Origin of the sequence: Lysinibacillus sp. C5.1 (assembly GCF_016350185.1) — a bacterium.
Classification (GTDB): Bacteria; Bacillota; Bacilli; order Bacillales_A; family Planococcaceae; genus Lysinibacillus; species Lysinibacillus sphaericus.
In genome coordinates, this window is the sequence record NZ_CP066226.1 from 1,364,812 (window position 1) to 1,389,343 (window position 24,532).

Here is a 24,532-nt window from a genome sequence, read left to right on the forward strand (position 1 = left end):
AAACAACAGATAGTAAAAAGGACATGTAATTATTACACGTCCTTTTTAATTTAAATCATTTTTGATAATATCCCACATTTTTCGTAGTTTACGTAGTTCTTCTTCACTCGAATTCGGAAGTTCTTTGTACCATAATTGTAAGTCTGGATTGTTAACGAAAGCTTGAAATTCTTCTTCGTCATTTTCACGTGGTGTAAGTGCTGGGGTGTCTATTCGACCAAGAAGGTAGTCTGTGCTCACTTCGAGTACGTTTGCTAAATTAAGGAGCTCACTATCTTTAACGGGTCTCTCGTTAGATTCAATTCGATTCATAACGCTAACATTTAAATTAACTCGATTGGCTAATTCACGTTGCGTCCATCCTCTTTTTTCTCGTAATGAGATTATCTTTTTTCCTATATCCATGTTTTCACCGCTTTCAGTGAGATCATATGTTAAATATATCATGTTTCCGTTTTAGAAATAAATAAATTGCTAAAATAGAAATTTAATACTTGAATTTCTATTTTAGCAATGGTATATTGTTACCAATGGGTTGCTAAAACAGAAATTAGTAAGAGGTGAAATTCAAGTGAAAATATTTAATTTGGCATTTGTTAAGCAACGTAGACAGGAGTTGAAAATGACACTTCAAGAGGCAGCTGATTCAATGAATATGAAGAATGCTTCTACTTATTTGAAGTATGAAAATGGCACATATTCATTCAAAGCCGAGCAACTGCCTTTGCTAGCAAAAATGTTGAAATGCAGTACTGAAAATTTTTTTATCAAAATAATTGCTAAAACAGCAATTTAAAGAGGTGAGCTAAATGTTACAAGTGCAAATTGATCCATCATTTGCTGAAACAATACTACGTGAAGAAATTCAAAAGAACATTGAACAAGTAAGCATCAAGACGTTGTTTTGGGATATGAAAGAACTTTGTAGACAGGTGCAAATGAGCGAGACGTTTGTTAAGGAGCAATTTTTTTATAACCCTGACTTTCCAAAATTCAGAGTAGGCAAGAAATGGCTTATGCCTGCTAAGCAAACGGAAGAGTTTTTGTTGGCATGGATTGCACAACAACCAAGGAATTGAGGGGGTAACGTCTTCTTGTCGCTACCCTTAAACATTCAAATTTTTAAGAAAGTTGTTTGAGGAATAGGACGAGGGTTTTCATTTACATTGTTTTCTTCTTATAAATAATTTTAACCGAAAACAACTATATAGAGTATGCTGATTCGGCATAAAAGGTGGTGTGACAATGAAGTTAGGCGTGATATTAAAGACTTGTCGAGAATTTGCAGGCCTCTCTCAAGAAGAATTGGCAGCTCGGATGAACCGGAGTCAAACATGTATCTCACGGTATGAAAATGAGCGTAAAGTTCCTGATGTTTTTACTTTTATGGATTGGTTTAAACAAACAAACACGCAGGAAGTTGGTATAACTCTCTCACAAGGATTAATGAGTGGATTAGACATTGCAACAGTTATACAAACGTTACTGCCGATAGTAGGTGGGTTTGCATGGCTAAGTATTTTTTAAAGGAGTTGGTTGTATGAGAGGAAATATAAGTATTTGCATTTGTAATAAAAAGGAAAAATGCAAGCGCATATGCACCTGCATCTGATTGAACTGAAACTTTGGTCGGTGAACAGTTCAAATAATATATTACAAACCTTGTCCTTTAATTATGGACAAACTTACTAAATAAGTCAACATCAGGGGGATTTTGTTATGAATCAAATTTTAGAGCAACTTTACATGTTTTTAAATCAAGAGAAGGAAACTTTATCAGATCGTGCAATGGCAGTAGCTGATTATAGTACAGGACAAAACCATGAGGAGCACATTGAAAAGTTAATTGCCTACAATCTTCAAAAAGGTCGCACCAATGGTGTTGAAGATGTTATTCGCCATATCGAAAAAGTAATGTCAGCAACAAAAACATTAAAAGTAATTTGATTTGTTCTTATCACAGGATTCACAAATTGTTTGTGAGTCCGATGATGCGAATGCATCTGAAAGGCAGGTGAAACTGATGAAAGTCGTTACTGGTGAGTGGCTTGCTTTGAAGTCGGCTGAACGGATGGCCCGTATTGAAGAAGCTAAGAGTCTTTGGGACGCTCGCTTTAGAAGGCATAAAAAAAGCTTACAAGCACTGGCATGCGAGTAAGCAACTATCAAAATACATTAATTAGATTATAGCAAATATCCAAGCTAACAGCAAGGGAGGGCATTATATGTCAGAACTTATCGTGCATGGTGGCAAGCGAGTTTTAACAAGTGTACAACTTGCAGAACCATTTGGCACAAATGCAAAAGTTATTAATCGGAATTTTAGTCGTAATCAGAATCAATTTGTTGAGGGCGAGCATTATTTCCAGTTAACAGGAGATGTACTAAAGGCTTTCAAGGCTGAACGTCCAAATGACGCTAGCCTTAAATTCACAGCATCCTTGAATCTTTGGACTGAAAAGGGAGCATGGCTTCACGCCAGTTACTTAAAAGGCAGTCGTGCAAAAGAAGCACTCCATACACTAATAGACGGCTACTACAACATTTTAGAACAACCTCAACACATTGTGCTGAAACAAGCGCAACCATTAGCTATTACTTATGAGCACATTCAGCAAATTGAAAGCAGGTTGGAAGTTGTGGAAAAACAATTACGAGAGTCAACATTACATTCAGGTGAACAAACGCGACTACGGATTGAAGTAACTAAACGAGTCAATCAGCTAGTTGGTAATAAAAAAGATGCTAGGGGTGCGCTATTCCGCGCAATATATTCCGCCATCAAAGAACGCTACCAAGTCGGCTCCTATCGTGACGTCAAACAACATGAGCTACAGGATGCATTACGATTTGTAGCGCAATGGGGAGGTGATGCTTCGTGAAACGAGGACGTAAATTGACTGTCAGTGAAAGTAATCATGTTAAAAGCTTTCGTTTAAATCCTGCTAATTGGTTAATCAGCAAAAAACTTTTAGATGAGTGGACTATCGTACATCGTTTAACAGGTAAAACGCGCATTATTTTAGCACCATAGCGATCAACAGGGGGATTTTGTATGAAGTTATTACTGAACGAAGAACCATTAATCGTATTGCCATCTTTGGCAGCGCATATTGGCTTACAAGAATCGATATTTCTACAGCAACTGCATTATTGGTTGAATCGTAGCAATCACGAAAAGGATGGTCATAAGTGGGTTTATAACTCTTACAAGGAGTGGCAGAAACAATTTCCATTTTGGAGTGAAAAGACCATTAGTCGTATAGTGAAAAAACTTGAAGATAGTGGGCTTGTCATTTGTGATAATTTTAATTCTTTGGTGATTGATAAAACAAAATGGTATCGCATTAGTTATGAAAAATTAAGCGAGATAGAGTATCAGAAAAGTATCGAAAGACAAAAAGGGAGGTCGACAGGACAAAGTGACCTATCGACAGGACATGTTGACCATACCATGCAGACAAAGTGTCTAAACCAGTCGGACAAACTGTCTGTACCATTACCAGAGATTACTACAGAGATTACTACAAGAGATTTTAAAAATGTTGATGAGAAGGTAAATGCCTCTGCTTGCACAAGCTTAAATCAAAAACAGCAAACAGCTTTTCAGTTTTACGAACAGAATGGATTTGGAGCACTTGCTTCTCATGTAGCTTACAAAGTCGGTAATTGGATTGATGATCTTTCGGAAGACCTTGTAATCCATGCTATGAAACTAGCAGTAGAAAACAATGTACTTCGGTGGAATTACGTTGAAAAGATACTACTGGACTGGAGCAACAAGAAATTCAAAACAATTGCAGATGTAGAAGCAGACCAACTTCGATTTGAAGCACAAAAAAATCAACGACAAAAAAATTCTAATCGAAGTAAATCACTAGGTCGTCAAGAGCTTGTACCTGAATGGTTTAGTAAACGTAATGAGGATAATGGTGAAAGCCTATCTACTGGTCAAACTATCGACTTTGAAGCAGAACGTCAAAAGGTATTAGAAATGCTAGGAAAGGGGTCTAACGATGCGAAATGAATTAGTTTTTATTCTTCACTTAATGACTGGTTATTCAGAGCAATATCTTGAGAAATTGTCTGACGAAGAACTGAATTGTATGTACGATGCTCAAATGGACAAAGGTATGAACGAAAGAGTGGTGTAGTCAATGAGCAATCATTTTTATGGACGCAAAGTTGTTAAAGTCGTTACGCAACATGATTTGCAAAAGAAAGTTGCAGACAGCGAAAAACGTGACTGGCGGAAAGTAGGAAAATTCACACGGCATCACTACAGTGGTCATTGGTGCTGTGTGATGGAGAGAAAATCGAAGGAGGGGTATTAATGAATGCAGATATTCAGTTTTTGAAGGACCTACAAGCTCAAATGAAATGGGAGGATGAACATGATTATGATTCACAAGCTTCTCCTAGATTTTGGACGATCATGGATTATAAGAACGAACCATGTTGGGATGAACATGCTGAGCACTGGGTAATTTATTCTCCAAGTAATTGCGAGGATTATTCACTCGAAGAAGAAAAAATTAAGGATTTAATCGACAACCATGATCTAAACGGTGATGCAGCAGAGATTTTATTGGATTTCAGCATTATGGATGATGACAATGTATTGGAATGGTTCCAAAAATTCATTGATGGAGATGCGTATTTAGTACCTCAAAGAGAAGCTAGTTTCATTGCACCAAATACGATGTTTCTTACAAAAGAAGATGCTAAACGCCATCTTGAATTAAATCACTATCATTATTCGAAAAAAGCTCACACATATGCCATGACAGCATGGCGAGCACCGAAAGTAGAACGATTACTTAATATTCTGATGTCGTTCAATTGGGATTCGGTGCAAGTGAAGGAGGGTGAGTCAGTTGGGTGATATTCAAGGATGTACATCAGTTGAAGTAAAAACTATTAAAAGTTTAATGGTTAAATTAGAGCCAAAATATACAAACGGCCATGATTTTTGTGAATTGATAGTAGATGAATCAAGAAATGGATTTACAGCTCGTTTGTGTAATGAAACGTATTCATTCAGTTGGGGTGCACCAGGTAATGATTTTATTCAGTTCTTAATCGATACATTTAGCAAACATAACGATTATTTATTTGGAAAGCTAGAGGATTTCTCCAAACGTGATTTTGTGGATACCGAGAAAACAGCAAAAGCGATGAAGGTCATGGCATTACAAGCTCGTCGGTATAACCAAATCGACGAAGAGCAAGCACGTGAAATTTGGGAAGAAATTGAATATTTCAGAGGAAATGATGATATTACACAAAACCATCTCTATAGCGAATGGTCACATTTGTTTGAGTGTGCAATTAAAGAAGATATTTTCTCAAATGAACCTTGGTTTGAAGAGTTTATTTCATATAAAGAGGATTGGCGCTGTAGGGTGTTTTGTGAAAAAGTGGCTCCTATTCTAGCAGAGGTATTGAAGGTTGAGTATGGAAGGGGGGAAAGCAAATGAGAAACAGAATTGAACTATTAAAGCAACAAAAAACTTTACACAATCAGTACTGTGTTACTTGTCCAAATCGTAATGATCGTAATGCGAAAAGCTGTAAAAAATGCGACATCTTCTTGCAGTTTAACGAAATAGGTAAAAGTCTATTAAACCTAAATAAGCGTCAAAATGTACAAGCACCTTGTAAAAAAAATAAGAATGATATTTTAAAAGAATCTATGACAACACACGGTATGGTTCTAACAATAGATCGGTATTTAGATTTACAAGAAATGGGCTTAAAAAATTATCAAATAGCAGAATATTACGACATCACGATACAGGAACTCAATGAATGGAAGGTATGGCAGGGGCTAACTGGAAAACGAGGACCAGAATCTAAAAAGGATTTAGCATGCAGCAGTTAAGTATCTTTGATTACCCTGTTAAACCAAAACATCATTTTCAAATTCATGACAGAGTGAAGCTTTTGTTAGTAGACGAATCAATTCATTGGGAAATCCATAATTATCGAAAATATTATTTTGGTCATCTGATTGGAAAAATAGGGACGGTGTTAGAGATAAAGAAAAATACTGTGGTGGTTCAATTTTTAGAGGAAATTATTTTATGTGAGGAATGTGAGTTAGTGTGGATAGCGTAGAGCTACGGGTGCAACCGTAGCCCTACAATTAAGCCTCTCGCTTAATAGAACTAAAGCAATTATAGCAGGGAGGCATACACATGGGCAACATGAAGCAGTTAGGGGATTTAGGGGACGGCGTGTATATCGTACAACAAGGGACAGTTGTAGAAGTGCTAGAGCCAAAGGAGTACGGACAAGATTCAATTCAGTGGCAACATGGCAAAGTATTTGAGGTAAGCGAGAGTAAGCGTAGACGCGTTGGAAATATAAAAAGATAAAAATATTTTGTACAGGGGGATGAAGGATGAAACCGTTCAAATTAAAGTTCAATACAGCAGAAATGACACTAGAAGATATTCGGGGTGAATATGATTTTTCGCCACCGCCAGATGAAGTAATAGCAGCTCAATTAAAGACACATCACGATTTACATGGTGTTGAGTTTATCGGCTTCGAATTCAATTTTTCACCAGATACTTATTCAATTGGCTTCTGGGATGAAAAAGATGATCAAAAGTTTCGTGAATTTGTCTACTCAATTGAGCAAGATCCTATGTTTGGTAGCTATGTTGGTGAATATGAGGAATTTAAGCATGATTGGGAGAACGATGAATACGAATCATCAGGTTCGTGGCATATTGCCAAAAAATTCGTAGAGGTCTTAGAAGAGTTGAAGGTCTCGTATTCTAAATAGGCCAATCGGAAAGAAAATGTGCTGTATATAAACAAATTACTGAGTAAAGGGAGTGTTGTACATTGCTTATTTGTGAAGGTGCACTATATACAGATAGACATAGCGTAGGGCCATTTAAGGTTTACTTGGCGCTAGAAGATGCGGAAAAAGTTGATGATATAGTGACGGTTGTTGACCTTGTATCGGATTATAAAGTACATCTTACAAGTGAAACCGTAGTTGCATTTGAAGGCAAGTTAGATAGGGAAATGCGGAATGTGGCAAAGGGATATAAAAACACAAAATGAGGATTATAGATAGATTTTGTTCAATTAAAACACTTGGAAATACTGGTGAATTTATGGACGAGTAATATATCACATTAGAACTAAATCACATAAAGGAGTGGCGCTATGATTTTTAAACCTTATGCAGATGAATGTACGACTTTCGAAAACGTCAGAGTTCTCAAATTTGAAAAGGAGTCGATTGAGGTAGAAGTCAAAATATCTAAAGATGAACAAAAGGTTTTCATTAATACAAAATCTTTCTGCATTTATTTCAATACGAACACATTCGAAATTTTGAATACGTTGCAGGAAGTTAAATTAATATCTGAAAAAACGAGACTTAAATGCAGATTAGGAGAATTAGTTGATAATTCAAATATTGAAACATTACTAAAGAACAAGATCAATCTTGTTGAAAGAGTTGTTTAAAACAGAAATGAAAGATTTTGTAAAGGAAAGGATAGGAAATTGATGGATCCTAGAGAGCCTTTAAGTTATCTAAAGGATTTATTGGAAGATATAACTCATGCAGTTGGACGTGAAGATGAACAAACAGCAGTACACAATCAATCTGACATAATCAATTTAAAAAACGTGATTGATAAATACAAAGCGTTAGAAATAGAAGTAGAACATTTACGAACGATTGCTATGTGTTGTGAATGTAACGAGTAAATGGTGTCAGTGAGGAAACATAGAGGTGGTGTCAAATCATGTGTGAAATAGTTTGCTGGACATGCGGACATTATGCTTTTGGTTGCTTTGTAACAGGTGAATACAAAAATACAGTTAAAGTAGATGACACATGCAATAAATGGTGTCCAGAAGGCACAAAAGGAACTGTAACAGACTATGGTTACGATGATGGAAAAAATGAAGAGTGGCTAAAAGATGATATGTCTAATCTTTAATTGAAAGGTATTGTACAGCAAAAAACAATTAAACATTTGGAGGAAAAGAAAATGACAACAGAAACATTGAAATTATCGGAATTAGCAGATGATGTAGAGGTGTCAATTGAGGAATCTAGCACGGTTTATACAGTTGCAGAATTGAAACGTGAAATTATAGAGCTAGATGAGCCACATCACGAAAGAAGTAATTGGTGTACGATTATTCGTCAAAAGTGGACGCCTTGTGCGGAAAGAATGTTAGATAGTTATATTGAAAATGAATCTTGTGATATGTATGAAGATTGGGATGACAGAGCATGGGAATGCATTAATAAGCGTGGGTTAGTGGAAGAGTTCCAAAGCTATTTAGACGCAGCATTTTCAACTGGATATGCCACAGATTACTGGCTTTGCGATAAACCTGTTGTAATTGATATTTTACCACCAGAAGTAGAACGAGAATTTAATGATCTTACAAGTAAATATGGCAGAACAAAAGGCATTCTAATTTTTCATGGAATGTCAGTAGAAGAAGTAATTTCAATGAGTGACGAAGATGCAGAAGGTGCAGTAGAAGCATTACATTACCATGCTTTTTATAATTGCTGAACATTTTGAGAAAAGTAATAATTGAGCATTAATCAGGGGTGGAAAGGTTATTTTAGAAATTTTTGGATGGAAATACTTGACTTTATTAGGTAGAGGGAGTAAATTAAACGTAAACACGTATAGTGTTCGTGTTTACGTTCGTAAAAACAGGAGGGTCTTATGGAGAATAAAAAACAACTAAAAACTATACTTGAACATCAGATGATTACATCAGCTAAGGCTGCTGAAATGCTTGAGATATCAAAACAAAGGTTATTGGCTATGGTTAAGAGTAATGGTATTTATCCAATACATCAATCTAGTCAAGGTAATTTATTTATGAGAAGTGATATTGTAAAACTAAGAAATGGAACAATTGAAGTAAAGAAAAAAATGCCTGTAATAATTAATGATGGGTCAACAAGCGAAGCTAAAGGAAAGATTGAAGAAGTTTTAAATATTTTAGATGAAATAACACATATTTTTGTTTATTTTGATAGTTTCGATGCAATTTTAGATGGTTTTTATATTGTATCAGAAAATGATTTATCAGATTTAAAGAGTTTGAAATCAGCGAGATTTATAATACGAGATATAAATGGTAATGAAGCTTGGTTTTATAATTTAAATTGCGGTTATGGTGGTGAGGGACCGTCTGGTTCTAAAGAAGTACTTGAAAAACTGGGTATACCAGAAACTTTATCAATGAATGTAAAAGATCATGATTATGATATTGTTAAATATTTTAAGAATGAAGAAGGACAATTTGAGGTGCATAAAAATAGTAGTGATTTTGAAAGAGTAACTGAGAGTAAAGCTACTCTTTATTATTACAAAGGAAAAATTGTTTGTTTGCAAGATAAAAAAAATTATTTGAGTTATATGGATGACAAAGAAAAGTTTTTATATGAATATTCATCTGTTGTGCCAAATCCAAGTGAAATTATTTTATTTAACAGTAGAGAGTCTGCAATAGAGCATGGATATTTTACTAAAGACTTTTTCGGAAAAGATATTGTTTATCAGGTTGTATTAAGTGATCAGCAAGGTAGAGAGCTTTGGCTATGTCCGTTAGTAAATGATAATAGCGCTTTAAAATATCAAAAAGATGTACAACAAATCTTAGAATTTTGCGGATTAGATGTAAGTCATGAAGCAGATAAAAAGACATTCCCAAAAAACATCATGGATTGGTTAACTAAAAAACCAAAATTAAAACCAATTGAGGTACTAGAAATAAACAATAGAATATAGTACTTACCTTTACGGAAAATACCGGAGGCACTAACAGACAGGTGAATTACCTGTTTTGTTGGTGCCTCTTTCTATTTTAATTAAGGGGTGAAATATATGCGAACGTTACAAACAGAGTTAACACAAAAGGGGTTAAGTAAGGAAGAAAACAAGCAAACGTCAAAAAGACGTCAACCTAAAACGCAAATGAGCCAAAGAGAAGTTGAAGAGTTAATGGGTGTTAGACGCAGCACTTATAAACGTGTAAAAGGTTCATTTAGACAGAAAGGATGATAGCTGGTGAATTTTGTTCAACCTATCCGCAATCCAGAATATATCCGCGCAATTAAGAAGTATTTATTTGATTGGAATTATCGTAATTACATGTTGTTTGTTCTTGGAATTAACAGTGGACTTCGTATATCAGATATTCTGCAACTTAAAGTATCTGACACTAAGCGTGATTATTTCAGTGTAATAGAAAAGAAAACAAAAAAAGCTAGGCGTATTGAAATGACACCGCAATTAAAACGTGAACTAAAGCAATATATCGAAGGGAAAGAAGAATATGAATATTTGTTCAAAAGTCGTGAAGGGGTTAACAAATCCATTAGTCGAAGCTCTGCTTACAAGATATTAAATAAGGCAGCGTTGGCAGTTGGACTTGAAGAGAATATTGGTACACATACATTACGTAAAACGTTTGGGTACCATTTTTATAAACAGACAAAGGACGTAGCTTTATTACAAGAAATATTAAATCATTCATCACCAAAAATAACATTACGTTATATCGGCATTAATCAAGATCAAATGGATAAAGCAATGAAGGACTTTAGAATATAACTTTTGTATTCAGTTCTCTTTAAAAAGATAGTGGTGAACTGATTTTAAGGATAAGGCGCAAAGTATTGTAATTACTGGGCTAAATATAAATTGTTGAGTTCAACAGAATACACATTGAAGTGAACTGGAAGGGGCATAAAGAGAGATGGAAATCATGAAAAATTATGCGGATTTATTACGCATCATAGATATTTTAAAAGCAGAGATTGAAATGTTAGAAGTGGATAAAGAATATTGGTTAGGGAAGAATGAACAACTACCATTTGCATCAATTGGTGCTGAAAAGTATGGGCTTGATATAGCTTCACAACGAACAGATCGTTTAAATGACCGCATTGTTTCACTAGAAACTAAGCTAGACCATTACCAAGCGATAGAAAAGGAAATTCGCGAAAATGTTGAGAAGTTAGAAGGGTTAGAATACAAAATTGCTAAACTAAGATTCATCGATGGTATGACTTATCAAGAAATTGCAGATGAGCTTGGATATACACATGACCACATTCGTCGTGTTGCTAGTAAGAGTAAGAAGAAAGAAACAGAATTGATATAAGGATGTTATCCAATAGACTATTACTGTTTAGAGAAATTACAGAGTTAATCTTTACAGATATAAAGAATAAACTCTGTTTTTTTCTATTACGGTTTATCATCTTAGAAAGTTAATTATTATATATCCTATTTTCCTTTGACTTAACTACTATTTTCAGATTCATATTATTAGCAAATGTTATAAAAAGTGAAAGATATCCTACTTATATTTTGATAAATTGTAATCAATCCCACCCAGATTTAATATTCAGTTTTATATAATTCATATACGGATAAATTATCGGGTTAGCACCTACACAAACTGTGAATGCTTGCAATGCAGCTGTTGTAGCTCCTGGAATTGCTGCTGGCAAACCTCCATATGTAGCTGGTGTTAAGAAGGGAGCTAAAACTGTAAGTAATCTTGATTTTGCAACTTCCATGCAATTATCTAAAATAGCTTGCCCTTGTTTAGCAATAATAGTTGGAACAGTTACTTCTAACCATACTCTATATTGCTTCAATCCAGTAGGGTTTTTCAATGTGATTGATCCGGCAAATGGGACACCAAATTTGGTTATTGTTTTTTTTAATACTGATGTTTGTTGTAATTGATTTGGCGGTATACCATTTTCACCAGCACCTGGACTAGTTCTACCGTCATCTAGGATTTCAAGTCCACCTAAATCACTCGGCAAATAACTCAAATTCCCATGGTTAACCCCGTCTTGAACAGATACAATATTTTGTAATTCAACGCGATTTGTGCTTGAATTATACGGTCCAACCGTTGCTGTTATAGAACCTAAATTGGGTACTGTTGTTCTAATTTTTTTACCTTGTAGCTTTGTGAGTTCGTCTGGTGTTACTAGCATTGCAATCTGCCTTAAGGCATAATATTGTGGAGTTACTGATTCATAAGAATAATAATACTGTCTATTATACGGATTGAAATAAAAATTCGGATTCTGATTAAGATAATACATCTCTTTTTCATTCTCCTTTTTAGTCATTTTCCTGCATGATATGCTTCCAAATTTGTACTGTATAGGCGGAATAATTATATGAAATGACTGATACTAATTCATTTTCAAAAAATAAAGGAATAAAATAATAACATGGAATTCTATTCTTCTTTTTATGGCTAATAAGTGAGAAATCGATTTATTAATATTATATCTAATTATTGTTAAAAATTTGCTTTTCTTCCTTAAAATATTCATTCTCGAAACATAATCTTATATCTGCTCCATTTGTTGGATAACAACAATCTTTTAGAAAAAAACAACCAAACTAAAAAGCCACAGTCAAGCCACATTATTTATTGACAGGTTGAGATATATTCATAGATGAAGCAAAAGGCAATTACAACTGAATAACGCGAATGCGAGCCTTCACTTGAACGGAGTGAGGGCTTTTTATTATTTCGAGCAATTAGCATAATGAGGTGATGCCATTGAAAGTAAGAAAATTAAATCCAAAACAACAAGAGTTTGCAGATTATTATATCGAACTAGGTAACGCAGAAGAAGCTGCATTAAAAGCAGGTTACAGTAAAACGTATGCCAGAGGTCAATCTTATAAATTGTTGGCAAATGTCGGCATAAAAACATATATAGAAAATCGCATGGAAGAACTGAAATCAGAACGTGTTGCAAATCAGCAAGAAGTATTAGAGTATTTATCATCAATTATGCGTGGTGAACAGCAAGAAGAAGTACTTCGTGGTATTGGAGAAGGTGCTCAAACGATTGATGATATTGATGTAAGTGCTAAAGACAGGATAAAGGCTGCTGAACTTCTAGGGAGACGCTACGGCATGTGGACAGATAAATTAAAGCATGAGGGTGCTATTCCAATTATTATTGAGGATGATGTAAGTGAGTAAAGCAAAGCGTATATCTATCCAAAAGCTAATTGGCAAAGGTTATGCAGATTACTGGAGCTTTAAAGGGCGTTATAGAGTCTGTAAGGGTTCGCGAGCCTCTAAAAAATCCAAAACGACTGCTATCTATTTCATTACTCAAATAATGAAGTATCCAGCAGCAAATCTACTAGTTATTCGTAAAACATATCGTACATTAAAAGATTCATGCTTTGCTGAATTGCAATGGGCAATTACGCAATTAGGTGTTGAACAGTATTGGCAAGTGAAAGAATCACCTTTAGAGCTAACATATATGCCTACTGGACAGAAGATTTATTTCCGTGGTCTTGATGATCCATTGAAAGTAACATCTATTACTGTTAAAACAGGCGTCTTATGCTGGATGTGGGTAGAGGAAGCATACGAATTACTGAATGAAGATGATTTTAATATGTTGGACGAATCAATTCGTGGTTCAGCACCAGACAACCTATTTAAACAAATTACACTAACGCTCAATCCATGGAATGAACGCCATTGGATAAAGAAGCGTTTTTTTGATGCCGAAAATGATGGTGATATTTTAGCGAAGTCTACAAATTACTTATGTAACGAGTTCTTAGATGAAGCAGATAGGAGAGTGTTTGAACGAATGAAACGTGATAATCCGCGTCGTTATCAAGTAGCAGGTTTAGGCAACTGGGGTATTGTTGACGGTCTTGTGTTTGAGAATTGGGAAGAGCGCACCTTTGATAAGGATAAGATTATCAAGGAACGTCCAAGGATTAAAGCAATGTTTGGACTAGACTTTGGTTACACCAATGACCCTACTGCTTTCTTTGCCGGTTTAGTAGATGAAGGTGCTAAAGAGATTTATGTCTTTGATGAAATTTATCAGACAGGTATGAGTAACAGCATGATTTTTGATGAAGTAAAACGTAAAGGCTACATTAAGGAGCGTATACGTGCTGATAGTGCGGAGCCTAAGTCTATAGATGATTTATACAACTTAGGGATGTATAACATTAAAAAGGCTCGTAAAGGTCCTGATAGTATTAACAACGGTATTCAAACGATTCAAGACTACAAGCTTATCATTCATCCATCCTGTGTTAATTTCTTAACTGAAATCACCAATTACACATGGAATCAAGACAAATTCGGTAAGAAGCTTAATAAGCCAGTAGATGATTTTAACCACTTAATGGATGCAATGCGTTATGCCTTAGAAGATTTAAAAGGCGATTTATTTAGCTTTGAATAGGATGTGAGTAAATGTTTGAATTTCTAGGGGAAGTAACAGAGCGTATGCGGTTTAAGAAGATAATTGAGGCTGGTGCTAAGACAGCTATATCAAATAAAAAGGTGCTAGAGAAGGAAATAAAGAAATGGCTAGAATCAACACCACGTAAAATGATGCTGTTAGGTGAATCCTATTATATAGGTGAGCATGAGATTTTGAAGCGTAAGCGTGAAGTTATAGGGGTAGATGGACAACTAATGGAAGTTGAAAATTTACCAAATAATAGAATTGTCGATAATCAATATGCAAAGCTTGTAGATCAAAAGGTAAATTACTTGTTAGCAAAGCCTTTAACGTTTGAAACAAAGGATAAGAACTACTTAGAGCAACTACAATTGATATTTAATGCGAAGTTCCATAGAACCTTTCGTAATTTAGGAGAGGATTCTTTAAATGGAGGCATAGCGTGGTTGTACGTTTATTACGATGAACAAGGTAATTTGGCGTTTAAGCGTTTCCCACCTTATGAAATACTGCCATTTTGGAAGGATGCAGATCATACGGAATTAGAGTTTGCTATTCGCTTTTACCCTGTTTCAGCTTATGAAGGCGATAAGGAAGTCGTTATCCATAAAGTTGAGAAATACTCAACAGATGGCATTGAGCATTACGTTTGGCGTAATAATAGCCTAATACCTGATGTAAAACAGGAGAAAACCACTTATATAAGTACAATTGATGAAACGGGCAATCCATTAGGTTTCAATTGGGAACGTATTCCTTTAATTGCGTTTAAGTACAACAATAAGGAACTACCACTTATTAAACGTGTGAAATCACTACAAGATGGCATTAATATTATGCTTTCGGACTTTGAAAACAATATGCAGGAAGATGCTCATAATACACTTCTTGTATTAGAAAATTATGATGGGCAAAATTTAGGTGAATTCAGACGTAATCTAGCTCAATTTGGCGCAGTAAAGGTTCGTAGTGATGAAGGTTCCAGAGGGGACGTACGAACACTAACTATTACAGTGAACGCTGACAACTATAAATCCATTTTATCTTTATTCAAAAAGGCAATGATTGAAAATGGTCGTGGATATGATGCCAAGGACGAGCGAATGAGTAATAACCCAAATCAGATGAATATTCAAAGCATGTACAGTGATATTGATTTAGATGCAAATGGTACTGAAACAGAGTATCAAGCAAGCTTTGAGGATTTACTTTGGTTTGTGAATGTTCATCTAGCTAATAACCAAAAAGGTGACTTTGAAGGGGAGCCAGTCAACGTCATTTTTAATAAAGACATTTTAATTAATGAAAGTGAATCCATAAAGAATGCTGTTGATTCTATGCCAATCTTATCGATGGAAAGTATCATTGCACAACACCCTTGGACAAAGAACGCGCAACTGGAGTTAGATCGTAAAGAAAAAGAACGCCAAAATGAACAGCAGGAATATGATGATTACCGAAATAACTTTCCAAACAAATTAGTAGGTGGTAATACAAATGGCCAAGAGTAGAACCTATTGGCAGAAACGCTTTGAGATGCTAGCAAATGCGGAAATGAGTAAGGGCGAGGCTTATTACAAGGATTTAGAGCAAATATACCGTGACACGCTAAAGGCAATTGAAAAGGACATTACCTATTGGTATTTACGCTTTGCAGATAATAATGAGATTACCTTTGCGGAAGCCAAGAAGTGGATTAAAGGCGCTGATTTAGAAGAGTTCAAGTGGGATGTTCATGAGTACATTCGACGTGGTGAGGAATACGGCATTAATGCAGCATGGGCAAAAGAGCTTGAGAATGCATCTGCACGTGTTCATATTTCAAGGTTAGAATCTATTAAGTTACAAACACAACAGCACGTAGAAGCACTGTATGGAACACAAATTGAAGGTGTTGAACGTCTTGCAAAGGAAGTATACCAGTCAGCGTATTACCACACAGCTTATGAAGTACAGGCTGGTTATGGAGTCGGTTATAGTTTACATTCTATTGACGCAAATCAATTAAAGATGATGGTTTCTAAGCCGTGGACTACAGATGGAGCAACCTTTAGTACACGTATATGGCGGGCTAAGGATGAGTTAGTTAGTGTACTGCATAGAGAACTAACACAAGCTACAATACGTGGTGAGTCACTAAATAATGTTATTGCAAAAATAGCCAAACAGTTTGATGTTTGTACGAAAAAGGCAGGTCGTCTTGTAATGACGGAATCTGCTTTTTTTGCGTCTGCTGGTCAACAACAGGCTTATAAAGATTTAGATGTAGAGCGCTATGAAATAGTATCTGCATTAGACAATCGTACAAGTGCTATATGTAGAGAGCTAGACGGCAAAGTACTACCAATGAGTGATTATGCACCAGGTATTACAGCACCACCATTTCATGCTTGGTGTCGAACAGTTACCATACCTTATTTTGATGACAACTATGGTGAACGTGCTGCAAGTAAAGGGAATAGTAGTGATCCAGATGATGTGTATTACATTCCTTCAAATATGACTTATAACGAGTGGTTCCGTTTATACGGTGTTAAGCAAACGTGAATTTAGAAGATGAAAAGAGAGGGATAAATGAAAGAGGTGAGAACAATGAAAGTAAAAATCGGTCGAACAAATGGTTCAATTGAGACTTTGGAAAATGTAAAGGAAGTCACAAAAGAAGAATATGGCGTATTGATTATTAAAGAACAAAATGAAGAACTTTTCATTCCTTATGCTAATTTGGCTTTTTACTTAGTTTCTAAAGAATAACATTCGTCTTTTTCGAGCTTGTAGACGTAAAAGAACAAGTTTCTTAACCTATCGTGCCGTTGCACGTAAAACACGAATTAGGAGGCTATAACAATGACAAAGGAACAACTGATGGCTTTAGGATTAAGTGAGGAACAAGCGACAAAAATTATCGACGGTTTTGGCACAATGATTCCTAAAAGTCGTTTTGATGAGGTAAAAGATGCTAAGAAGCAACTAGAAAAGGATGTAGCAGATCGTGATGAACAACTTGAAGGATTAAAGAAGTCAGCTAGTGCAACTGATGACCTTAAAGCCCAAATTGAAAAACTACAAGGTGAAAATACAACTGCTAAGGAGCAATATGAGGCAGAAGTGAAACAATTAAAGTTAGATGGAGCTGTAGAACGTGCATTGCTTGGTGCTAAAGCCAAAAATATTAAAGCCGTTAAAGCGTTATTAAATTTAGATGATGCGGAGTTAGATGGTGATGATGTTAAGGGGCTAACTGATCAGATTAAAGCTTTACAAGAAGGAGAGGATTCCAAATTCCTTTTTGAAAGCACTACAGAAACGAATAGACAGCAACAATGGAGAGGCTTTAAGCCAGCCGAAAAAGGTGAAATGGGAGGGAATGAAACTGCACCAACTTCATTATCGGATGCAGTGCAATCTCACTTCTCTAAAAACTAATAAATAATAAAAGGTGGTTTTTTAAAATGGCAGTAACATTAGCACAAGCTAAATTAAACGTACAAGATGATTTACAGGTAGGCGTTATTGATGAATTCGCAAAATCAAATTTCCTGTTCAATGCTCTTACATTCGATGATGTTGTTTCTCCTACTGGTGGCGGTGCAACACTCACATATGGTTATACACGATTGAAAACACAACCAACGGCTGCGTTTCGTGCAGTAAACAGCGAGTACACTTCAAGTGAAGTAGAGAAAGAGCGTATTACTACAGATTTAGCTGTATTCGGTGGTGCTTTCAAAATTGACCGTATTATCGCTAATATGGGTGGCATTGTGGATGAAGTGACGTTACAAATGCAACAAAAGATTAAAGCAGCATCCGCACTATTTAATGACACTGTTATCAATGGTGATACAGGTGTTGAAGCAAATGGTTTCGATGGATTAGAAAAAGCATTGACGGGCTCATCCACTGAATATGAACCTTCTGCAGTTATCGATCTATCAACTTCTGATTTAGTGACGACGAACTATGCGAAATTCTTAGATGAGCTGGATGAGTTCTTAATGGGCTTAGACGGTAAGCCTGATTTCATTGGTGGTAATTTAAAACTGATTGCTAAGATTCGTGCAGCGGCTCGACGTGCTGGGATGTATCAAATGTCTCAAAATGAATTTGGACAAAATGTTGAAACTTATAACGGCATTCCATTAGTGGACTTCGGTGCAAAGCCAGGCTCCAATCAGAGTGTTGTAGATATTGAGGTAGATGGTACAACATCGTTATATGTAGCTCGTTTAGGATTAGATGGCTTCCATGCTATCTCAATGGCAGGACAATCACCAGTCAATACGTGGCTCCCAGACTATAAAACTGCAGGTGCAGTGAAAACAGGTGAAGTGGAAATGGTTGCAGGTGTAGCTTTAAAGGCTACAAAAGCAGCAGGTGTAATGCGAAAAATTAAAGTGCAATAAGAGGAGGGTTTTCATGGCAAAGGTTTACGCTCCAAACAAAGCGTACAACGGTATTACTGCAACTGTGCGTTTTCTTCAAGGAGAAGGAGAAACAGACAATCCAAAGCTACTGAAATGGTTTGAAAAGAAAGGCTACCGTGTTGTAAAAGAACAATCGCACATTCTGACAGATGAAAAGAAAGTAGATGAATCTGTCCAAGTTTCAGATGAAAACGTGGTAGAGCAAAATAACGATACTTCAGCAATAAATGATTATGAAAAAATGAATGTTGAGGAATTAAAAGAATTAGCTAAAAGCATGAAGATTAAAGGTTACAGTTCAATGTTGCGCCCAGATTTAATTAAAGCTTTGATGGCTAAAAAAGGTGAGTGATTTAGTTGCTTGAGAATGTTAAAACACGATTAAAATCACTAGGTATTGCAATTTCAAATGAGCCAGAAAGCACAGATAATATGATGCTATCCTTTTGCACCGATAAAGTAACCAGTCACATTAACAATCAAACAAATTTATCTGAAATTCCTCAAGGTCTCCATGAAATTGCTGTGGATATGACCGTAGGGGAATTTTTGTTTACTAAAAAATCGATGGGCTTGCTAGATGTGAGCTCATTAGATTTTGATGTAGTAGCAAAACAAGTACAAGATGGCGATACGAATACGGTATTTGCAGTTAGTGAAAGCACTACGCCAGAAGCTCGATTTAATGCCTTTATCAACTATCTTCAACATAATGAAATAGATTTCGTAAAATATCGGGTGCTTACATGGTAAGTGCACGAAGAAAAGCTATTGAGTTGTTGTATAAAGGGTTATGTACAGTAAAGGTATGGCAAGAGGTTGAAGATTCCATTACTCATGTGACTAAACACAGTGAAATTACATTGCTTTCTAATCAAAAGTGTAAACTCTCATACGAAAAGCAAACGTCAGCAACACCTACTGGTGGTCCTGCAGTGATTGCACAGGCTACCAAATTATTTATAGCTCCAGAGTTGGACATACCTGCAGGCTCAAAAATAATTGTGACGCAGCATGGTAAAACAACTGAATATACAAGAAGTGGCGAGCCTGCTGTTTATATGGATCACCAAGAGATACAACTTGAATTATTTGAGAGCTATGCGTAATGGGTAGAGGTGGCCGTGTTGATTATCGGGAACTAAAGGCATTTGAGAAAAGATTAGAAAAGCTAGCAAAGGCTGATTATGAAAAGTTTTGCGAAGCTTGTGCAAAAGAGCTTGCAGCACGCCTATTAGCTAAAGTAATAAAACGTACACCTGTTAATGATGGTGTGTTAAGGCGAGGTTGGACAGCGAAAAGTCACCGTGAAGCTGAATTGACGGCTGCATTAGGTGGTGGAACGGGCTCAATTACTTTTGCAAAAGAATTAAATGTCAAGGTGACGGGTGATATATATGAAATAGAAATTATTAATCCAGTTGATTACTCAAGTTATGTGGAGTTCGGCCATAGGTCCCGTGGTAATGTTGGATGGGTAACAGGTCGTTTCATGATGACTATTAGTGCGGATGAACTTGAACAACAAGCACCAACAATACTTCAAAAAAAGCTATATACAATGCTAAAGGAGGCTTTCAATGGAGATTAATGATATTCAAAATGCTATATCCGTTAAGCTTCATAAGGCTTTCGGAGAGGCTTATAAAAAATATATTGATGAAGTACCGCAGGGGTTTAAGACGCCTGCTTTTTTAATTCAATTTTTGAACCTTGAGCATATTAGACAAATCGGTGGTCGATGGAAAGTAACAACATTGTTTAACGTCCAGTATTTCCCTAAAAACGGCTTATCCGAGGCGTCAAATATGACATTGAAGGTACAACAAGCACTAAAAGAAATAACGCTGTTAAATGGCTCACTGATGCTAGGTACTGGCGCTAACAGTGAGGTAGTAGATGGCATCGGACATAATTTCATTCGTTTCAATTTCTTCTTGCAAGAAGTAGAAGAAAAGATTTTTATGGGCTCATTAGAACAATACATTAACAAGCAAAGGGTGATTCCTAGTGGCTAAAAATAACCATATTCTAGACAAAGTTGAGCCTGTGACAAGTGAAGCTGTACGTGATGCTGTAACATCTAACCTTCCAACGTTCACAAAGGTTCAATTAGTCCAAAGCCAAAGATATGTCCATCGTCGTGATGCTTTAAATGCGTTGCTAGAGGACAACAAAACATACGCATTCACCGAAGTGGATGGCATTCTAAAGAAATTCGACAAAGGGGGTAAGTAACATGGCATTAGGTGGAGGATTTTGGTTAACACAAAATAAAGTCTTACCTGGTACGTATCATAACTTTATTAGTAAACCACGAGCATTCGTAAATTTATCTGATCGTGGCTATGCAGCATTGCCCATTGCTCTAGATTGGGGAATTGATGATGAAGTAATGACCGTATCGAAAGAGGATTTGCAGAAAGACTCATTGAAAATTTTTGGTTATGAATATACACACCCAAAGTTAAAAGGGATTCGAGATTTATTTAAAGGTGCTCTAACAGTATTCTTTAGCAAATTGAATCTAGGTGGCGCCAAGGCTACAAATGAATTTGCTACAGCTAAATATAAAGGATTACGAGGTAATGATATTACTATCGTTATTCAATCAAATGTAGATGAACCGACAAAATGGGACGTAAAAACGCTTATTGCTGGCACTTTAATTGATGAACAGAATGCGATTTCAACTGCTGCTGATTTAAAACCAAATGATTTTGTTGATTTCAAAAAAGACGCAACCTTAGCTGCAACTGCAGGTACACCATTAGCAGGCGGTAACAATGGAGCAACAGCATTAACGGCTGGAACACCTCATCAATTAGCTTTAGATGAATTAGAGGCATATGGATTTAATACGTTGGGCTGTTTATCAGAAGAACCCATTATTAAATCGCTATATATGGAATACACAAAACGTATTCGTGATGAGGTAGGCGGTAAATTTCAATTAGTTGGTCACAAGCTAGGAAACGCTGACCATGAAGGTATCATTGATGTTCAAAATGATGCTATTGGAGATGGTGAAGAAGTATTCGGTGCTGTTTATTGGGTTACAGGGGTACAAGCAGGTGTTGCTGTTAACCAATCTAATACAAACCGTACTTACGATGGTGAACATAAACTGGATATGTCCGAAACTAAAACGCAACCTCAATTAACAATATTACTAAACACAGGTAAATACGTGTTCCATCGTGTGGGTGATGACTTCAATGTGTTAGAAGATGTTAATACATTTACATCGTTCAGAGTTGATAAAAACGAAGATTTTTCATTTAATCAGACGATACGAGTTCTAGATCAACTGGCAATTGATACAGCACATTTATTTAATACGCGTTACTTAGGGAAGGTTCCGAATGATGACGATGGCCGTATTTCTCTGTGGAATGATATTGGTAAACATCGCGGGGAAATGCAACGTATTCGAGCTATCCAAAACTACGATAAAGATAAGCTATTCGTAGGTCAAGGCGAATCGAAACGAGCTGTAGTTATACAAGAAGAAGTAATCAATACACTAACAATGTCACAGCTTTATGTGACAACGACAGTAGCATAAGGGAGGTAATTACATTGGATTTAAATCAAATCTTAATTCCACTAGATTTGCAGTATTTTGCAGATGCTACCATGCATGCTCGTGATGCTATTCATGGTGCTCAAGGTGTAGCATGGGTGACAATTGATGGGAATCGTTATAAATTCGCTCAATTAATCAATATAGAGGCTAGGTCAGACAAAACGAAAACTCAAATTCCTATTATGGGACAAGTGGCAAAGGGGAATAAGGCTACTGGTATTGAAAATACAGGTAGTGCAACATTTTACTTCAACACATCTATTTTTAGAAAAATGCTGAAACATTATCAAGATACTGGAGAAGACACTTATTTTGATATCCAATTAACAAATGAAGATCGTTCCTCTCAAGCTGGGCGACAAACAACCATTTTGATTGATTGTAATATAGATGGAGGCATTGTTGCAGCATTGGATGCTGATGCCGAATATTTAGAGGATTCTTTCGACTTCACTTTCGAACGATTCGAAATGCCGCAGGAATTTACAATGTTGCCAGAAATGCTTTAGGGCTAGAGCTCACAATGTGGGCTCTTTTTTATTACAAAAATAACAAAGAAAAGGTGATTATATATGTCAAATTTAACAGCTTTCTTCGCACATAACAAAAAAGGAAATGAAAATATTAAACGCGCTATTTCAAAGAAATTCATAGATGAGCAAGGTAATCCTATTGAGTGGGAGTTTGCACCTGTTTCACCAGAACGTGATACTGAATTAAAGTCTGAATCAACAAAACGTTCTATGATTACACAAGGGAAACGTAAAGGGCAATATAATACTGATTTTGACCATTTTAAATACCAACGTCTGTTAACAGTTGAATCTATTGTTTTTCCAAATTTAAAAGATAAAGAGCTGCAGGATTCATATGGCGTAATGGGTGCTGATGCATTACTAGGAAAAATGCTAACAATTGGTGAAATGGCAGATGCCTCGGCGGCAGCGCAAGAAGTCAACGGCTATGAAGCAGAACTTGAGGACTTGGTGGAAGAAGTAAAAAACTAATTGAGGACGGTGATGGTGACGCAAATATAATGCACTGGTGGGTGCAAAAGATGCGTCGCCTGCCGTCAGAGTATATATATCTGCCTATTACCGACAAAGCATGTATCATTGCTTCTGTCCAAGTCAAGATTGAAGAGGATAAAAAGCAAGAACGTGAGGCGAAACGAGGAGCCAAAGGAAGAAGAAAAAGGTAGAGAAATGAAATAGTATTAGAATTCCCTCTATTATCCATGTATATTAGGAATGAGGAGGGACACTATGAACAAAATACCGTTGTTATTTGTTATCATTGCTGTTGGAGCCTACTTCATTTATGGATTCGTGACAGTAATATCTAGTGTAAAGAATTATGGCATTGGAGATTTTTTAATAGTAATAACTTTGCTGATATTGATTTTATTATTAGAGGTATTTCTGATTAGAAAATACAAAAAATCTAATGAAAAAGAGATATATGTAGAGCAATCAATCGATGACTCTATTAACGTAAAAGAGACTGATGTACCTATAGAAACTTTAGAACAAATGAGAAAATATTACACGACAATACAGTTGCAAGATGATTTAAGAATTTTACAAGAATCTATAGATCTTATGAAATCTACTAATAATATTGAAACATTCATAAGTCGTTCTGACTTAGCTCAAAGGACATCACTTACAATAGAACAAGCAATAACGGCTGGTATCCACGTCAAAGAAATATTTACTTCATCAAAAGATATTCTAAGCCTAAAAACAGCATTACTACCTAAATTACTGGATGATTCATATTCAAAAATGAAACAAGACGCTTTTAAACTAAAAACAGAAAAAGGCAGAATGGGAAGGTTTCAAAAATATCTAGAATTACTAGAAAAACATGAATATGATTTAGATATAAGTGAAAATTATGAAAATATTATTCATGTAGTTAGACAAGAAATAAATCAACTCTCTCATTCATACAAATAGGTTGTAGTAAAAATATGTTTATTTATGTATATTTGTGTACGAGGAGGGTGATTTATGTTAACGATAATTGTTGTATTATTTGCAATTGCATTTGTTTTAATCTTACCGTTTGCCTTTATAAAGGTTGCATTGTCAAAATCACAAGAATGTACAACATGCGGCAGGAAAATAAAAATGGTAACAAACATTGTGAAATGTCCATTTTGCAAAACCAAATATTTTAAACATGCAGATGGTACATATCGAATCAAAGAATAGCACTCAA

45 protein-coding genes are annotated in these 24,532 nt (G+C 35.8%); 43 read left to right on the forward strand and 2 right to left on the reverse strand.

Features of this window, described 5'->3' with window-relative positions; genetic code table 11:
• Positions 1-45: 45 nt before the first annotated feature.
• Positions 46-405, reverse strand: coding sequence for a helix-turn-helix domain-containing protein (locus I5435_RS06265; protein WP_069511166.1), 360 nt, complete (start codon positions 403-405; stop codon positions 46-48).
• A 166-nt stretch (positions 406-571) separates the two neighbouring features.
• On the opposite strand from I5435_RS06265, the gene I5435_RS06270 reads away from it, so the two are divergent.
• The 25 genes from I5435_RS06270 to I5435_RS06390 all read left to right on the forward strand — a co-directional run bounded on the left by I5435_RS06270 (position 572) and on the right by I5435_RS06390 (position 11,178).
• Positions 572-796 (forward strand): helix-turn-helix domain-containing protein, encoded by a 225-nt coding sequence (locus tag I5435_RS06270; RefSeq protein WP_069511168.1) that lies wholly within the window; start codon positions 572-574, stop codon positions 794-796.
• A gap of 13 nt (positions 797-809) precedes the next feature.
• On the forward strand, positions 810-1,079 hold the full coding sequence (locus tag I5435_RS06275) for a group-specific protein (protein ID WP_069511170.1): 270 nt from the start codon (positions 810-812) through the stop codon (positions 1,077-1,079).
• A gap of 166 nt (positions 1,080-1,245) precedes the next feature.
• On the forward strand, positions 1,246-1,527 hold the full coding sequence (locus I5435_RS06280) for a helix-turn-helix domain-containing protein (protein ID WP_069511172.1): 282 nt from the start codon (positions 1,246-1,248) through the stop codon (positions 1,525-1,527).
• Between the two features lie 192 nt (positions 1,528-1,719).
• The gene (locus I5435_RS06285) at positions 1,720-1,947 is read left to right on the forward strand and encodes a hypothetical protein (protein ID WP_069511174.1); all 228 of its coding nucleotides are present in this window, start codon (positions 1,720-1,722) and stop codon (positions 1,945-1,947) included.
• Between the two features lie 76 nt (positions 1,948-2,023).
• Positions 2,024-2,158: a hypothetical protein gene (locus I5435_RS06290; RefSeq protein ID WP_337983415.1), complete on the forward strand. Its 135-nt coding sequence runs from the start codon at positions 2,024-2,026 to the stop codon at positions 2,156-2,158.
• A gap of 67 nt (positions 2,159-2,225) precedes the next feature.
• Complete coding sequence (locus tag I5435_RS06295; RefSeq protein WP_337983416.1) at positions 2,226-2,882, forward strand: ORF6N domain-containing protein; 657 nt, start codon at positions 2,226-2,228, stop codon at positions 2,880-2,882.
• Positions 2,879-3,034, forward strand: coding sequence for a DUF6906 family protein (locus tag I5435_RS06300; protein ID WP_337983417.1), 156 nt, complete (start codon positions 2,879-2,881; stop codon positions 3,032-3,034). The genes I5435_RS06295 and I5435_RS06300 overlap by 4 nt, the downstream gene beginning before the upstream one ends.
• A 21-nt stretch (positions 3,035-3,055) precedes the next feature.
• Entirely contained in the window at positions 3,056-4,027 is a 972-nt protein-coding gene (locus I5435_RS06305) for a DnaD domain-containing protein (RefSeq protein WP_337983418.1), read from the forward strand.
• On the forward strand, positions 4,017-4,154 hold the full coding sequence (locus tag I5435_RS06310) for a hypothetical protein (RefSeq protein WP_258842605.1): 138 nt from the start codon (positions 4,017-4,019) through the stop codon (positions 4,152-4,154). Before I5435_RS06305 ends, I5435_RS06310 begins: the two co-directional genes overlap by 11 nt.
• 3 nt (positions 4,155-4,157) lie before the next feature.
• A complete protein-coding gene (locus tag I5435_RS06315) occupies positions 4,158-4,334 on the forward strand; it encodes a hypothetical protein (protein WP_337983419.1) in 177 nt (58 codons plus the stop codon).
• A complete protein-coding gene (locus I5435_RS06320; RefSeq protein WP_337983420.1) occupies positions 4,334-4,885 on the forward strand; it encodes a hypothetical protein in 552 nt (183 codons plus the stop codon). The genes I5435_RS06315 and I5435_RS06320 overlap by 1 nt, the downstream gene beginning before the upstream one ends.
• Entirely contained in the window at positions 4,878-5,480 is a 603-nt protein-coding gene (locus tag I5435_RS06325) for a phiTE_072 family protein (protein ID WP_337983421.1), read from the forward strand. The genes I5435_RS06320 and I5435_RS06325 overlap by 8 nt, the downstream gene beginning before the upstream one ends.
• Complete coding sequence (locus tag I5435_RS06330) at positions 5,477-5,884, forward strand: hypothetical protein (RefSeq protein WP_337983422.1); 408 nt, start codon at positions 5,477-5,479, stop codon at positions 5,882-5,884. Before I5435_RS06325 ends, I5435_RS06330 begins: the two co-directional genes overlap by 4 nt.
• Positions 5,872-6,120: a hypothetical protein gene (locus I5435_RS06335; protein ID WP_337983423.1), complete on the forward strand. Its 249-nt coding sequence runs from the start codon at positions 5,872-5,874 to the stop codon at positions 6,118-6,120. Before I5435_RS06330 ends, I5435_RS06335 begins: the two co-directional genes overlap by 13 nt.
• 80 nt (positions 6,121-6,200) lie before the next feature.
• Positions 6,201-6,380: a hypothetical protein gene (locus I5435_RS06340; RefSeq protein ID WP_337983424.1), complete on the forward strand. Its 180-nt coding sequence runs from the start codon at positions 6,201-6,203 to the stop codon at positions 6,378-6,380.
• Between the two features lie 26 nt (positions 6,381-6,406).
• Entirely contained in the window at positions 6,407-6,796 is a 390-nt protein-coding gene (locus tag I5435_RS06345) for a hypothetical protein (RefSeq protein ID WP_337983425.1), read from the forward strand.
• A 62-nt stretch (positions 6,797-6,858) separates the two neighbouring features.
• Complete coding sequence (locus tag I5435_RS06350; protein ID WP_337983426.1) at positions 6,859-7,083, forward strand: hypothetical protein; 225 nt, start codon at positions 6,859-6,861, stop codon at positions 7,081-7,083.
• Between the two features lie 105 nt (positions 7,084-7,188).
• Complete coding sequence (locus I5435_RS06355; protein ID WP_337983427.1) at positions 7,189-7,494, forward strand: hypothetical protein; 306 nt, start codon at positions 7,189-7,191, stop codon at positions 7,492-7,494.
• 42 nt (positions 7,495-7,536) lie between these two features.
• Complete coding sequence (locus tag I5435_RS06360) at positions 7,537-7,740, forward strand: hypothetical protein (protein ID WP_337983428.1); 204 nt, start codon at positions 7,537-7,539, stop codon at positions 7,738-7,740.
• A 38-nt stretch (positions 7,741-7,778) separates the two neighbouring features.
• Entirely contained in the window at positions 7,779-7,976 is a 198-nt protein-coding gene (locus I5435_RS06365; RefSeq protein ID WP_337983429.1) for a hypothetical protein, read from the forward strand.
• Positions 7,977-8,027: 51 nt separating this feature from the next.
• Positions 8,028-8,567 (forward strand): hypothetical protein, encoded by a 540-nt coding sequence (locus I5435_RS06370; protein ID WP_337983430.1) that lies wholly within the window; start codon positions 8,028-8,030, stop codon positions 8,565-8,567.
• A 159-nt stretch (positions 8,568-8,726) separates the two neighbouring features.
• Positions 8,727-9,800 carry a hypothetical protein gene (locus I5435_RS06375; RefSeq protein WP_337983431.1) on the forward strand — a complete coding sequence of 358 codons (1,074 nt, stop codon included), beginning with the start codon at positions 8,727-8,729 and terminating at the stop codon, positions 9,798-9,800.
• Positions 9,801-9,896: 96 nt separating this feature from the next.
• A complete protein-coding gene (locus tag I5435_RS06380; RefSeq protein WP_337983432.1) occupies positions 9,897-10,073 on the forward strand; it encodes a hypothetical protein in 177 nt (58 codons plus the stop codon).
• Positions 10,074-10,079: 6 nt separating this feature from the next.
• Positions 10,080-10,625, forward strand: coding sequence for a site-specific integrase (locus I5435_RS06385; protein WP_337983433.1), 546 nt, complete (start codon positions 10,080-10,082; stop codon positions 10,623-10,625).
• Positions 10,626-10,770: 145 nt separating this feature from the next.
• On the forward strand, positions 10,771-11,178 hold the full coding sequence (locus I5435_RS06390; RefSeq protein WP_337983434.1) for a sigma factor-like helix-turn-helix DNA-binding protein: 408 nt from the start codon (positions 10,771-10,773) through the stop codon (positions 11,176-11,178).
• Positions 11,179-11,401: 223 nt separating this feature from the next.
• Here the strand turns inward: I5435_RS06390 and I5435_RS06395 are convergent, their stop codons facing one another.
• On the reverse strand, positions 11,402-12,142 hold the full coding sequence (locus I5435_RS06395; protein WP_337983435.1) for a hypothetical protein: 741 nt from the start codon (positions 12,140-12,142) through the stop codon (positions 11,402-11,404).
• A gap of 470 nt (positions 12,143-12,612) precedes the next feature.
• Here I5435_RS06395 and I5435_RS06400 point away from each other — a divergent pair, with 470 nt between their 5' ends.
• The 18 genes from I5435_RS06400 to I5435_RS06485 all read left to right on the forward strand — a co-directional run bounded on the left by I5435_RS06400 (position 12,613) and on the right by I5435_RS06485 (position 24,525).
• Positions 12,613-13,044, forward strand: coding sequence for a terminase small subunit (locus I5435_RS06400; RefSeq protein WP_258842592.1), 432 nt, complete (start codon positions 12,613-12,615; stop codon positions 13,042-13,044).
• Positions 13,037-14,287: a PBSX family phage terminase large subunit gene (locus tag I5435_RS06405; protein WP_337983436.1), complete on the forward strand. Its 1,251-nt coding sequence runs from the start codon at positions 13,037-13,039 to the stop codon at positions 14,285-14,287. Before I5435_RS06400 ends, I5435_RS06405 begins: the two co-directional genes overlap by 8 nt.
• A gap of 11 nt (positions 14,288-14,298) precedes the next feature.
• A complete protein-coding gene (locus I5435_RS06410; protein WP_337983437.1) occupies positions 14,299-15,801 on the forward strand; it encodes a phage portal protein in 1,503 nt (500 codons plus the stop codon).
• Entirely contained in the window at positions 15,788-16,837 is a 1,050-nt protein-coding gene (locus I5435_RS06415; RefSeq protein WP_337983438.1) for a minor capsid protein, read from the forward strand. The genes I5435_RS06410 and I5435_RS06415 overlap by 14 nt, the downstream gene beginning before the upstream one ends.
• A 45-nt stretch (positions 16,838-16,882) precedes the next feature.
• A complete protein-coding gene (locus I5435_RS06420) occupies positions 16,883-17,044 on the forward strand; it encodes a hypothetical protein (RefSeq protein ID WP_337983439.1) in 162 nt (53 codons plus the stop codon).
• Between the two features lie 93 nt (positions 17,045-17,137).
• On the forward strand, positions 17,138-17,716 hold the full coding sequence (locus tag I5435_RS06425) for a phage scaffolding protein (RefSeq protein WP_337983440.1): 579 nt from the start codon (positions 17,138-17,140) through the stop codon (positions 17,714-17,716).
• A gap of 26 nt (positions 17,717-17,742) precedes the next feature.
• Entirely contained in the window at positions 17,743-18,696 is a 954-nt protein-coding gene (locus I5435_RS06430; protein ID WP_258842586.1) for a major capsid protein, read from the forward strand.
• 13 nt (positions 18,697-18,709) lie between these two features.
• The gene (locus tag I5435_RS06435; protein ID WP_337983441.1) at positions 18,710-19,069 is read left to right on the forward strand and encodes a Rho termination factor N-terminal domain-containing protein; all 360 of its coding nucleotides are present in this window, start codon (positions 18,710-18,712) and stop codon (positions 19,067-19,069) included.
• Between the two features lie 5 nt (positions 19,070-19,074).
• Positions 19,075-19,470 carry a hypothetical protein gene (locus I5435_RS06440; protein WP_337983442.1) on the forward strand — a complete coding sequence of 132 codons (396 nt, stop codon included), beginning with the start codon at positions 19,075-19,077 and terminating at the stop codon, positions 19,468-19,470.
• Positions 19,464-19,826: a hypothetical protein gene (locus tag I5435_RS06445; protein WP_337983443.1), complete on the forward strand. Its 363-nt coding sequence runs from the start codon at positions 19,464-19,466 to the stop codon at positions 19,824-19,826. The genes I5435_RS06440 and I5435_RS06445 overlap by 7 nt, the downstream gene beginning before the upstream one ends.
• Complete coding sequence (locus I5435_RS06450) at positions 19,826-20,308, forward strand: HK97 gp10 family phage protein (protein ID WP_258842582.1); 483 nt, start codon at positions 19,826-19,828, stop codon at positions 20,306-20,308. Before I5435_RS06445 ends, I5435_RS06450 begins: the two co-directional genes overlap by 1 nt.
• Entirely contained in the window at positions 20,298-20,735 is a 438-nt protein-coding gene (locus I5435_RS06455; RefSeq protein WP_337983444.1) for a phage tail terminator family protein, read from the forward strand. Before I5435_RS06450 ends, I5435_RS06455 begins: the two co-directional genes overlap by 11 nt.
• Positions 20,728-20,955, forward strand: a complete 228-nt coding sequence (locus I5435_RS06460) for a hypothetical protein (RefSeq protein WP_337983445.1) — start codon at positions 20,728-20,730, stop codon at positions 20,953-20,955. The genes I5435_RS06455 and I5435_RS06460 overlap by 8 nt, the downstream gene beginning before the upstream one ends.
• A gap of 1 nt (position 20,956) precedes the next feature.
• Positions 20,957-22,285, forward strand: coding sequence for a phage tail sheath subtilisin-like domain-containing protein (locus I5435_RS06465; RefSeq protein ID WP_337983446.1), 1,329 nt, complete (start codon positions 20,957-20,959; stop codon positions 22,283-22,285).
• 14 nt (positions 22,286-22,299) lie between these two features.
• Entirely contained in the window at positions 22,300-22,815 is a 516-nt protein-coding gene (locus I5435_RS06470; RefSeq protein ID WP_337983447.1) for a phage tail tube protein, read from the forward strand.
• 63 nt (positions 22,816-22,878) lie between these two features.
• Positions 22,879-23,313 carry a phage tail assembly chaperone gene (locus tag I5435_RS06475; RefSeq protein WP_337983448.1) on the forward strand — a complete coding sequence of 145 codons (435 nt, stop codon included), beginning with the start codon at positions 22,879-22,881 and terminating at the stop codon, positions 23,311-23,313.
• 258 nt (positions 23,314-23,571) lie between these two features.
• Complete coding sequence (locus tag I5435_RS06480; RefSeq protein ID WP_337983449.1) at positions 23,572-24,267, forward strand: hypothetical protein; 696 nt, start codon at positions 23,572-23,574, stop codon at positions 24,265-24,267.
• Between the two features lie 54 nt (positions 24,268-24,321).
• Complete coding sequence (locus I5435_RS06485) at positions 24,322-24,525, forward strand: hypothetical protein (protein WP_337983450.1); 204 nt, start codon at positions 24,322-24,324, stop codon at positions 24,523-24,525.
• Positions 24,526-24,532 lie beyond the last annotated feature (7 nt).

Bases quoted from the DNA above. Each gene is read 5' to 3' on its own strand.
- I5435_RS06265 (WP_069511166.1), bottom strand. From the start codon at position 405: ATGGATATAGGAAAAAAGATAATCTCATTACGAGAAAAAAGAGGATGG.
- I5435_RS06275 (WP_069511170.1), top strand. From the start codon at position 810: ATGTTACAAGTGCAAATTGATCCATCATTTGCTGAAACAATACTACGT.
- I5435_RS06280 (WP_069511172.1), top strand. From the start codon at position 1,246: ATGAAGTTAGGCGTGATATTAAAGACTTGTCGAGAATTTGCAGGCCTC.
- I5435_RS06285 (WP_069511174.1), top strand. From the start codon at position 1,720: ATGAATCAAATTTTAGAGCAACTTTACATGTTTTTAAATCAAGAGAAG.
- I5435_RS06290 (WP_337983415.1), top strand. From the start codon at position 2,024: ATGAAAGTCGTTACTGGTGAGTGGCTTGCTTTGAAGTCGGCTGAACGG.
- I5435_RS06295 (WP_337983416.1), top strand. From the start codon at position 2,226: ATGTCAGAACTTATCGTGCATGGTGGCAAGCGAGTTTTAACAAGTGTA.
- I5435_RS06305 (WP_337983418.1), top strand. From the start codon at position 3,056: ATGAAGTTATTACTGAACGAAGAACCATTAATCGTATTGCCATCTTTG.
- I5435_RS06310 (WP_258842605.1), top strand. From the start codon at position 4,017: ATGCGAAATGAATTAGTTTTTATTCTTCACTTAATGACTGGTTATTCA.
- I5435_RS06315 (WP_337983419.1), top strand. From the start codon at position 4,158: ATGAGCAATCATTTTTATGGACGCAAAGTTGTTAAAGTCGTTACGCAA.
- I5435_RS06320 (WP_337983420.1), top strand. From the start codon at position 4,334: ATGAATGCAGATATTCAGTTTTTGAAGGACCTACAAGCTCAAATGAAA.
- I5435_RS06330 (WP_337983422.1), top strand. From the start codon at position 5,477: ATGAGAAACAGAATTGAACTATTAAAGCAACAAAAAACTTTACACAAT.
- I5435_RS06335 (WP_337983423.1), top strand. From the start codon at position 5,872: ATGCAGCAGTTAAGTATCTTTGATTACCCTGTTAAACCAAAACATCAT.
- I5435_RS06340 (WP_337983424.1), top strand. From the start codon at position 6,201: ATGGGCAACATGAAGCAGTTAGGGGATTTAGGGGACGGCGTGTATATC.
- I5435_RS06345 (WP_337983425.1), top strand. From the start codon at position 6,407: ATGAAACCGTTCAAATTAAAGTTCAATACAGCAGAAATGACACTAGAA.
- I5435_RS06355 (WP_337983427.1), top strand. From the start codon at position 7,189: ATGATTTTTAAACCTTATGCAGATGAATGTACGACTTTCGAAAACGTC.
- I5435_RS06360 (WP_337983428.1), top strand. From the start codon at position 7,537: ATGGATCCTAGAGAGCCTTTAAGTTATCTAAAGGATTTATTGGAAGAT.
- I5435_RS06365 (WP_337983429.1), top strand. From the start codon at position 7,779: ATGTGTGAAATAGTTTGCTGGACATGCGGACATTATGCTTTTGGTTGC.
- I5435_RS06370 (WP_337983430.1), top strand. From the start codon at position 8,028: ATGACAACAGAAACATTGAAATTATCGGAATTAGCAGATGATGTAGAG.
- I5435_RS06375 (WP_337983431.1), top strand. From the start codon at position 8,727: ATGGAGAATAAAAAACAACTAAAAACTATACTTGAACATCAGATGATT.
- I5435_RS06380 (WP_337983432.1), top strand. From the start codon at position 9,897: ATGCGAACGTTACAAACAGAGTTAACACAAAAGGGGTTAAGTAAGGAA.
- I5435_RS06390 (WP_337983434.1), top strand. From the start codon at position 10,771: ATGGAAATCATGAAAAATTATGCGGATTTATTACGCATCATAGATATT.
- I5435_RS06395 (WP_337983435.1), bottom strand. From the start codon at position 12,142: ATGTATTATCTTAATCAGAATCCGAATTTTTATTTCAATCCGTATAAT.
- I5435_RS06410 (WP_337983437.1), top strand. From the start codon at position 14,299: ATGTTTGAATTTCTAGGGGAAGTAACAGAGCGTATGCGGTTTAAGAAG.
- I5435_RS06415 (WP_337983438.1), top strand. From the start codon at position 15,788: ATGGCCAAGAGTAGAACCTATTGGCAGAAACGCTTTGAGATGCTAGCA.
- I5435_RS06420 (WP_337983439.1), top strand. From the start codon at position 16,883: ATGAAAGTAAAAATCGGTCGAACAAATGGTTCAATTGAGACTTTGGAA.
- I5435_RS06425 (WP_337983440.1), top strand. From the start codon at position 17,138: ATGACAAAGGAACAACTGATGGCTTTAGGATTAAGTGAGGAACAAGCG.
- I5435_RS06430 (WP_258842586.1), top strand. From the start codon at position 17,743: ATGGCAGTAACATTAGCACAAGCTAAATTAAACGTACAAGATGATTTA.
- I5435_RS06435 (WP_337983441.1), top strand. From the start codon at position 18,710: ATGGCAAAGGTTTACGCTCCAAACAAAGCGTACAACGGTATTACTGCA.
- I5435_RS06445 (WP_337983443.1), top strand. From the start codon at position 19,464: ATGGTAAGTGCACGAAGAAAAGCTATTGAGTTGTTGTATAAAGGGTTA.
- I5435_RS06450 (WP_258842582.1), top strand. From the start codon at position 19,826: ATGGGTAGAGGTGGCCGTGTTGATTATCGGGAACTAAAGGCATTTGAG.
- I5435_RS06455 (WP_337983444.1), top strand. From the start codon at position 20,298: ATGGAGATTAATGATATTCAAAATGCTATATCCGTTAAGCTTCATAAG.
- I5435_RS06465 (WP_337983446.1), top strand. From the start codon at position 20,957: ATGGCATTAGGTGGAGGATTTTGGTTAACACAAAATAAAGTCTTACCT.
- I5435_RS06475 (WP_337983448.1), top strand. From the start codon at position 22,879: ATGTCAAATTTAACAGCTTTCTTCGCACATAACAAAAAAGGAAATGAA.
- I5435_RS06480 (WP_337983449.1), top strand. From the start codon at position 23,572: ATGAACAAAATACCGTTGTTATTTGTTATCATTGCTGTTGGAGCCTAC.
- I5435_RS06485 (WP_337983450.1), top strand. From the start codon at position 24,322: ATGTTAACGATAATTGTTGTATTATTTGCAATTGCATTTGTTTTAATC.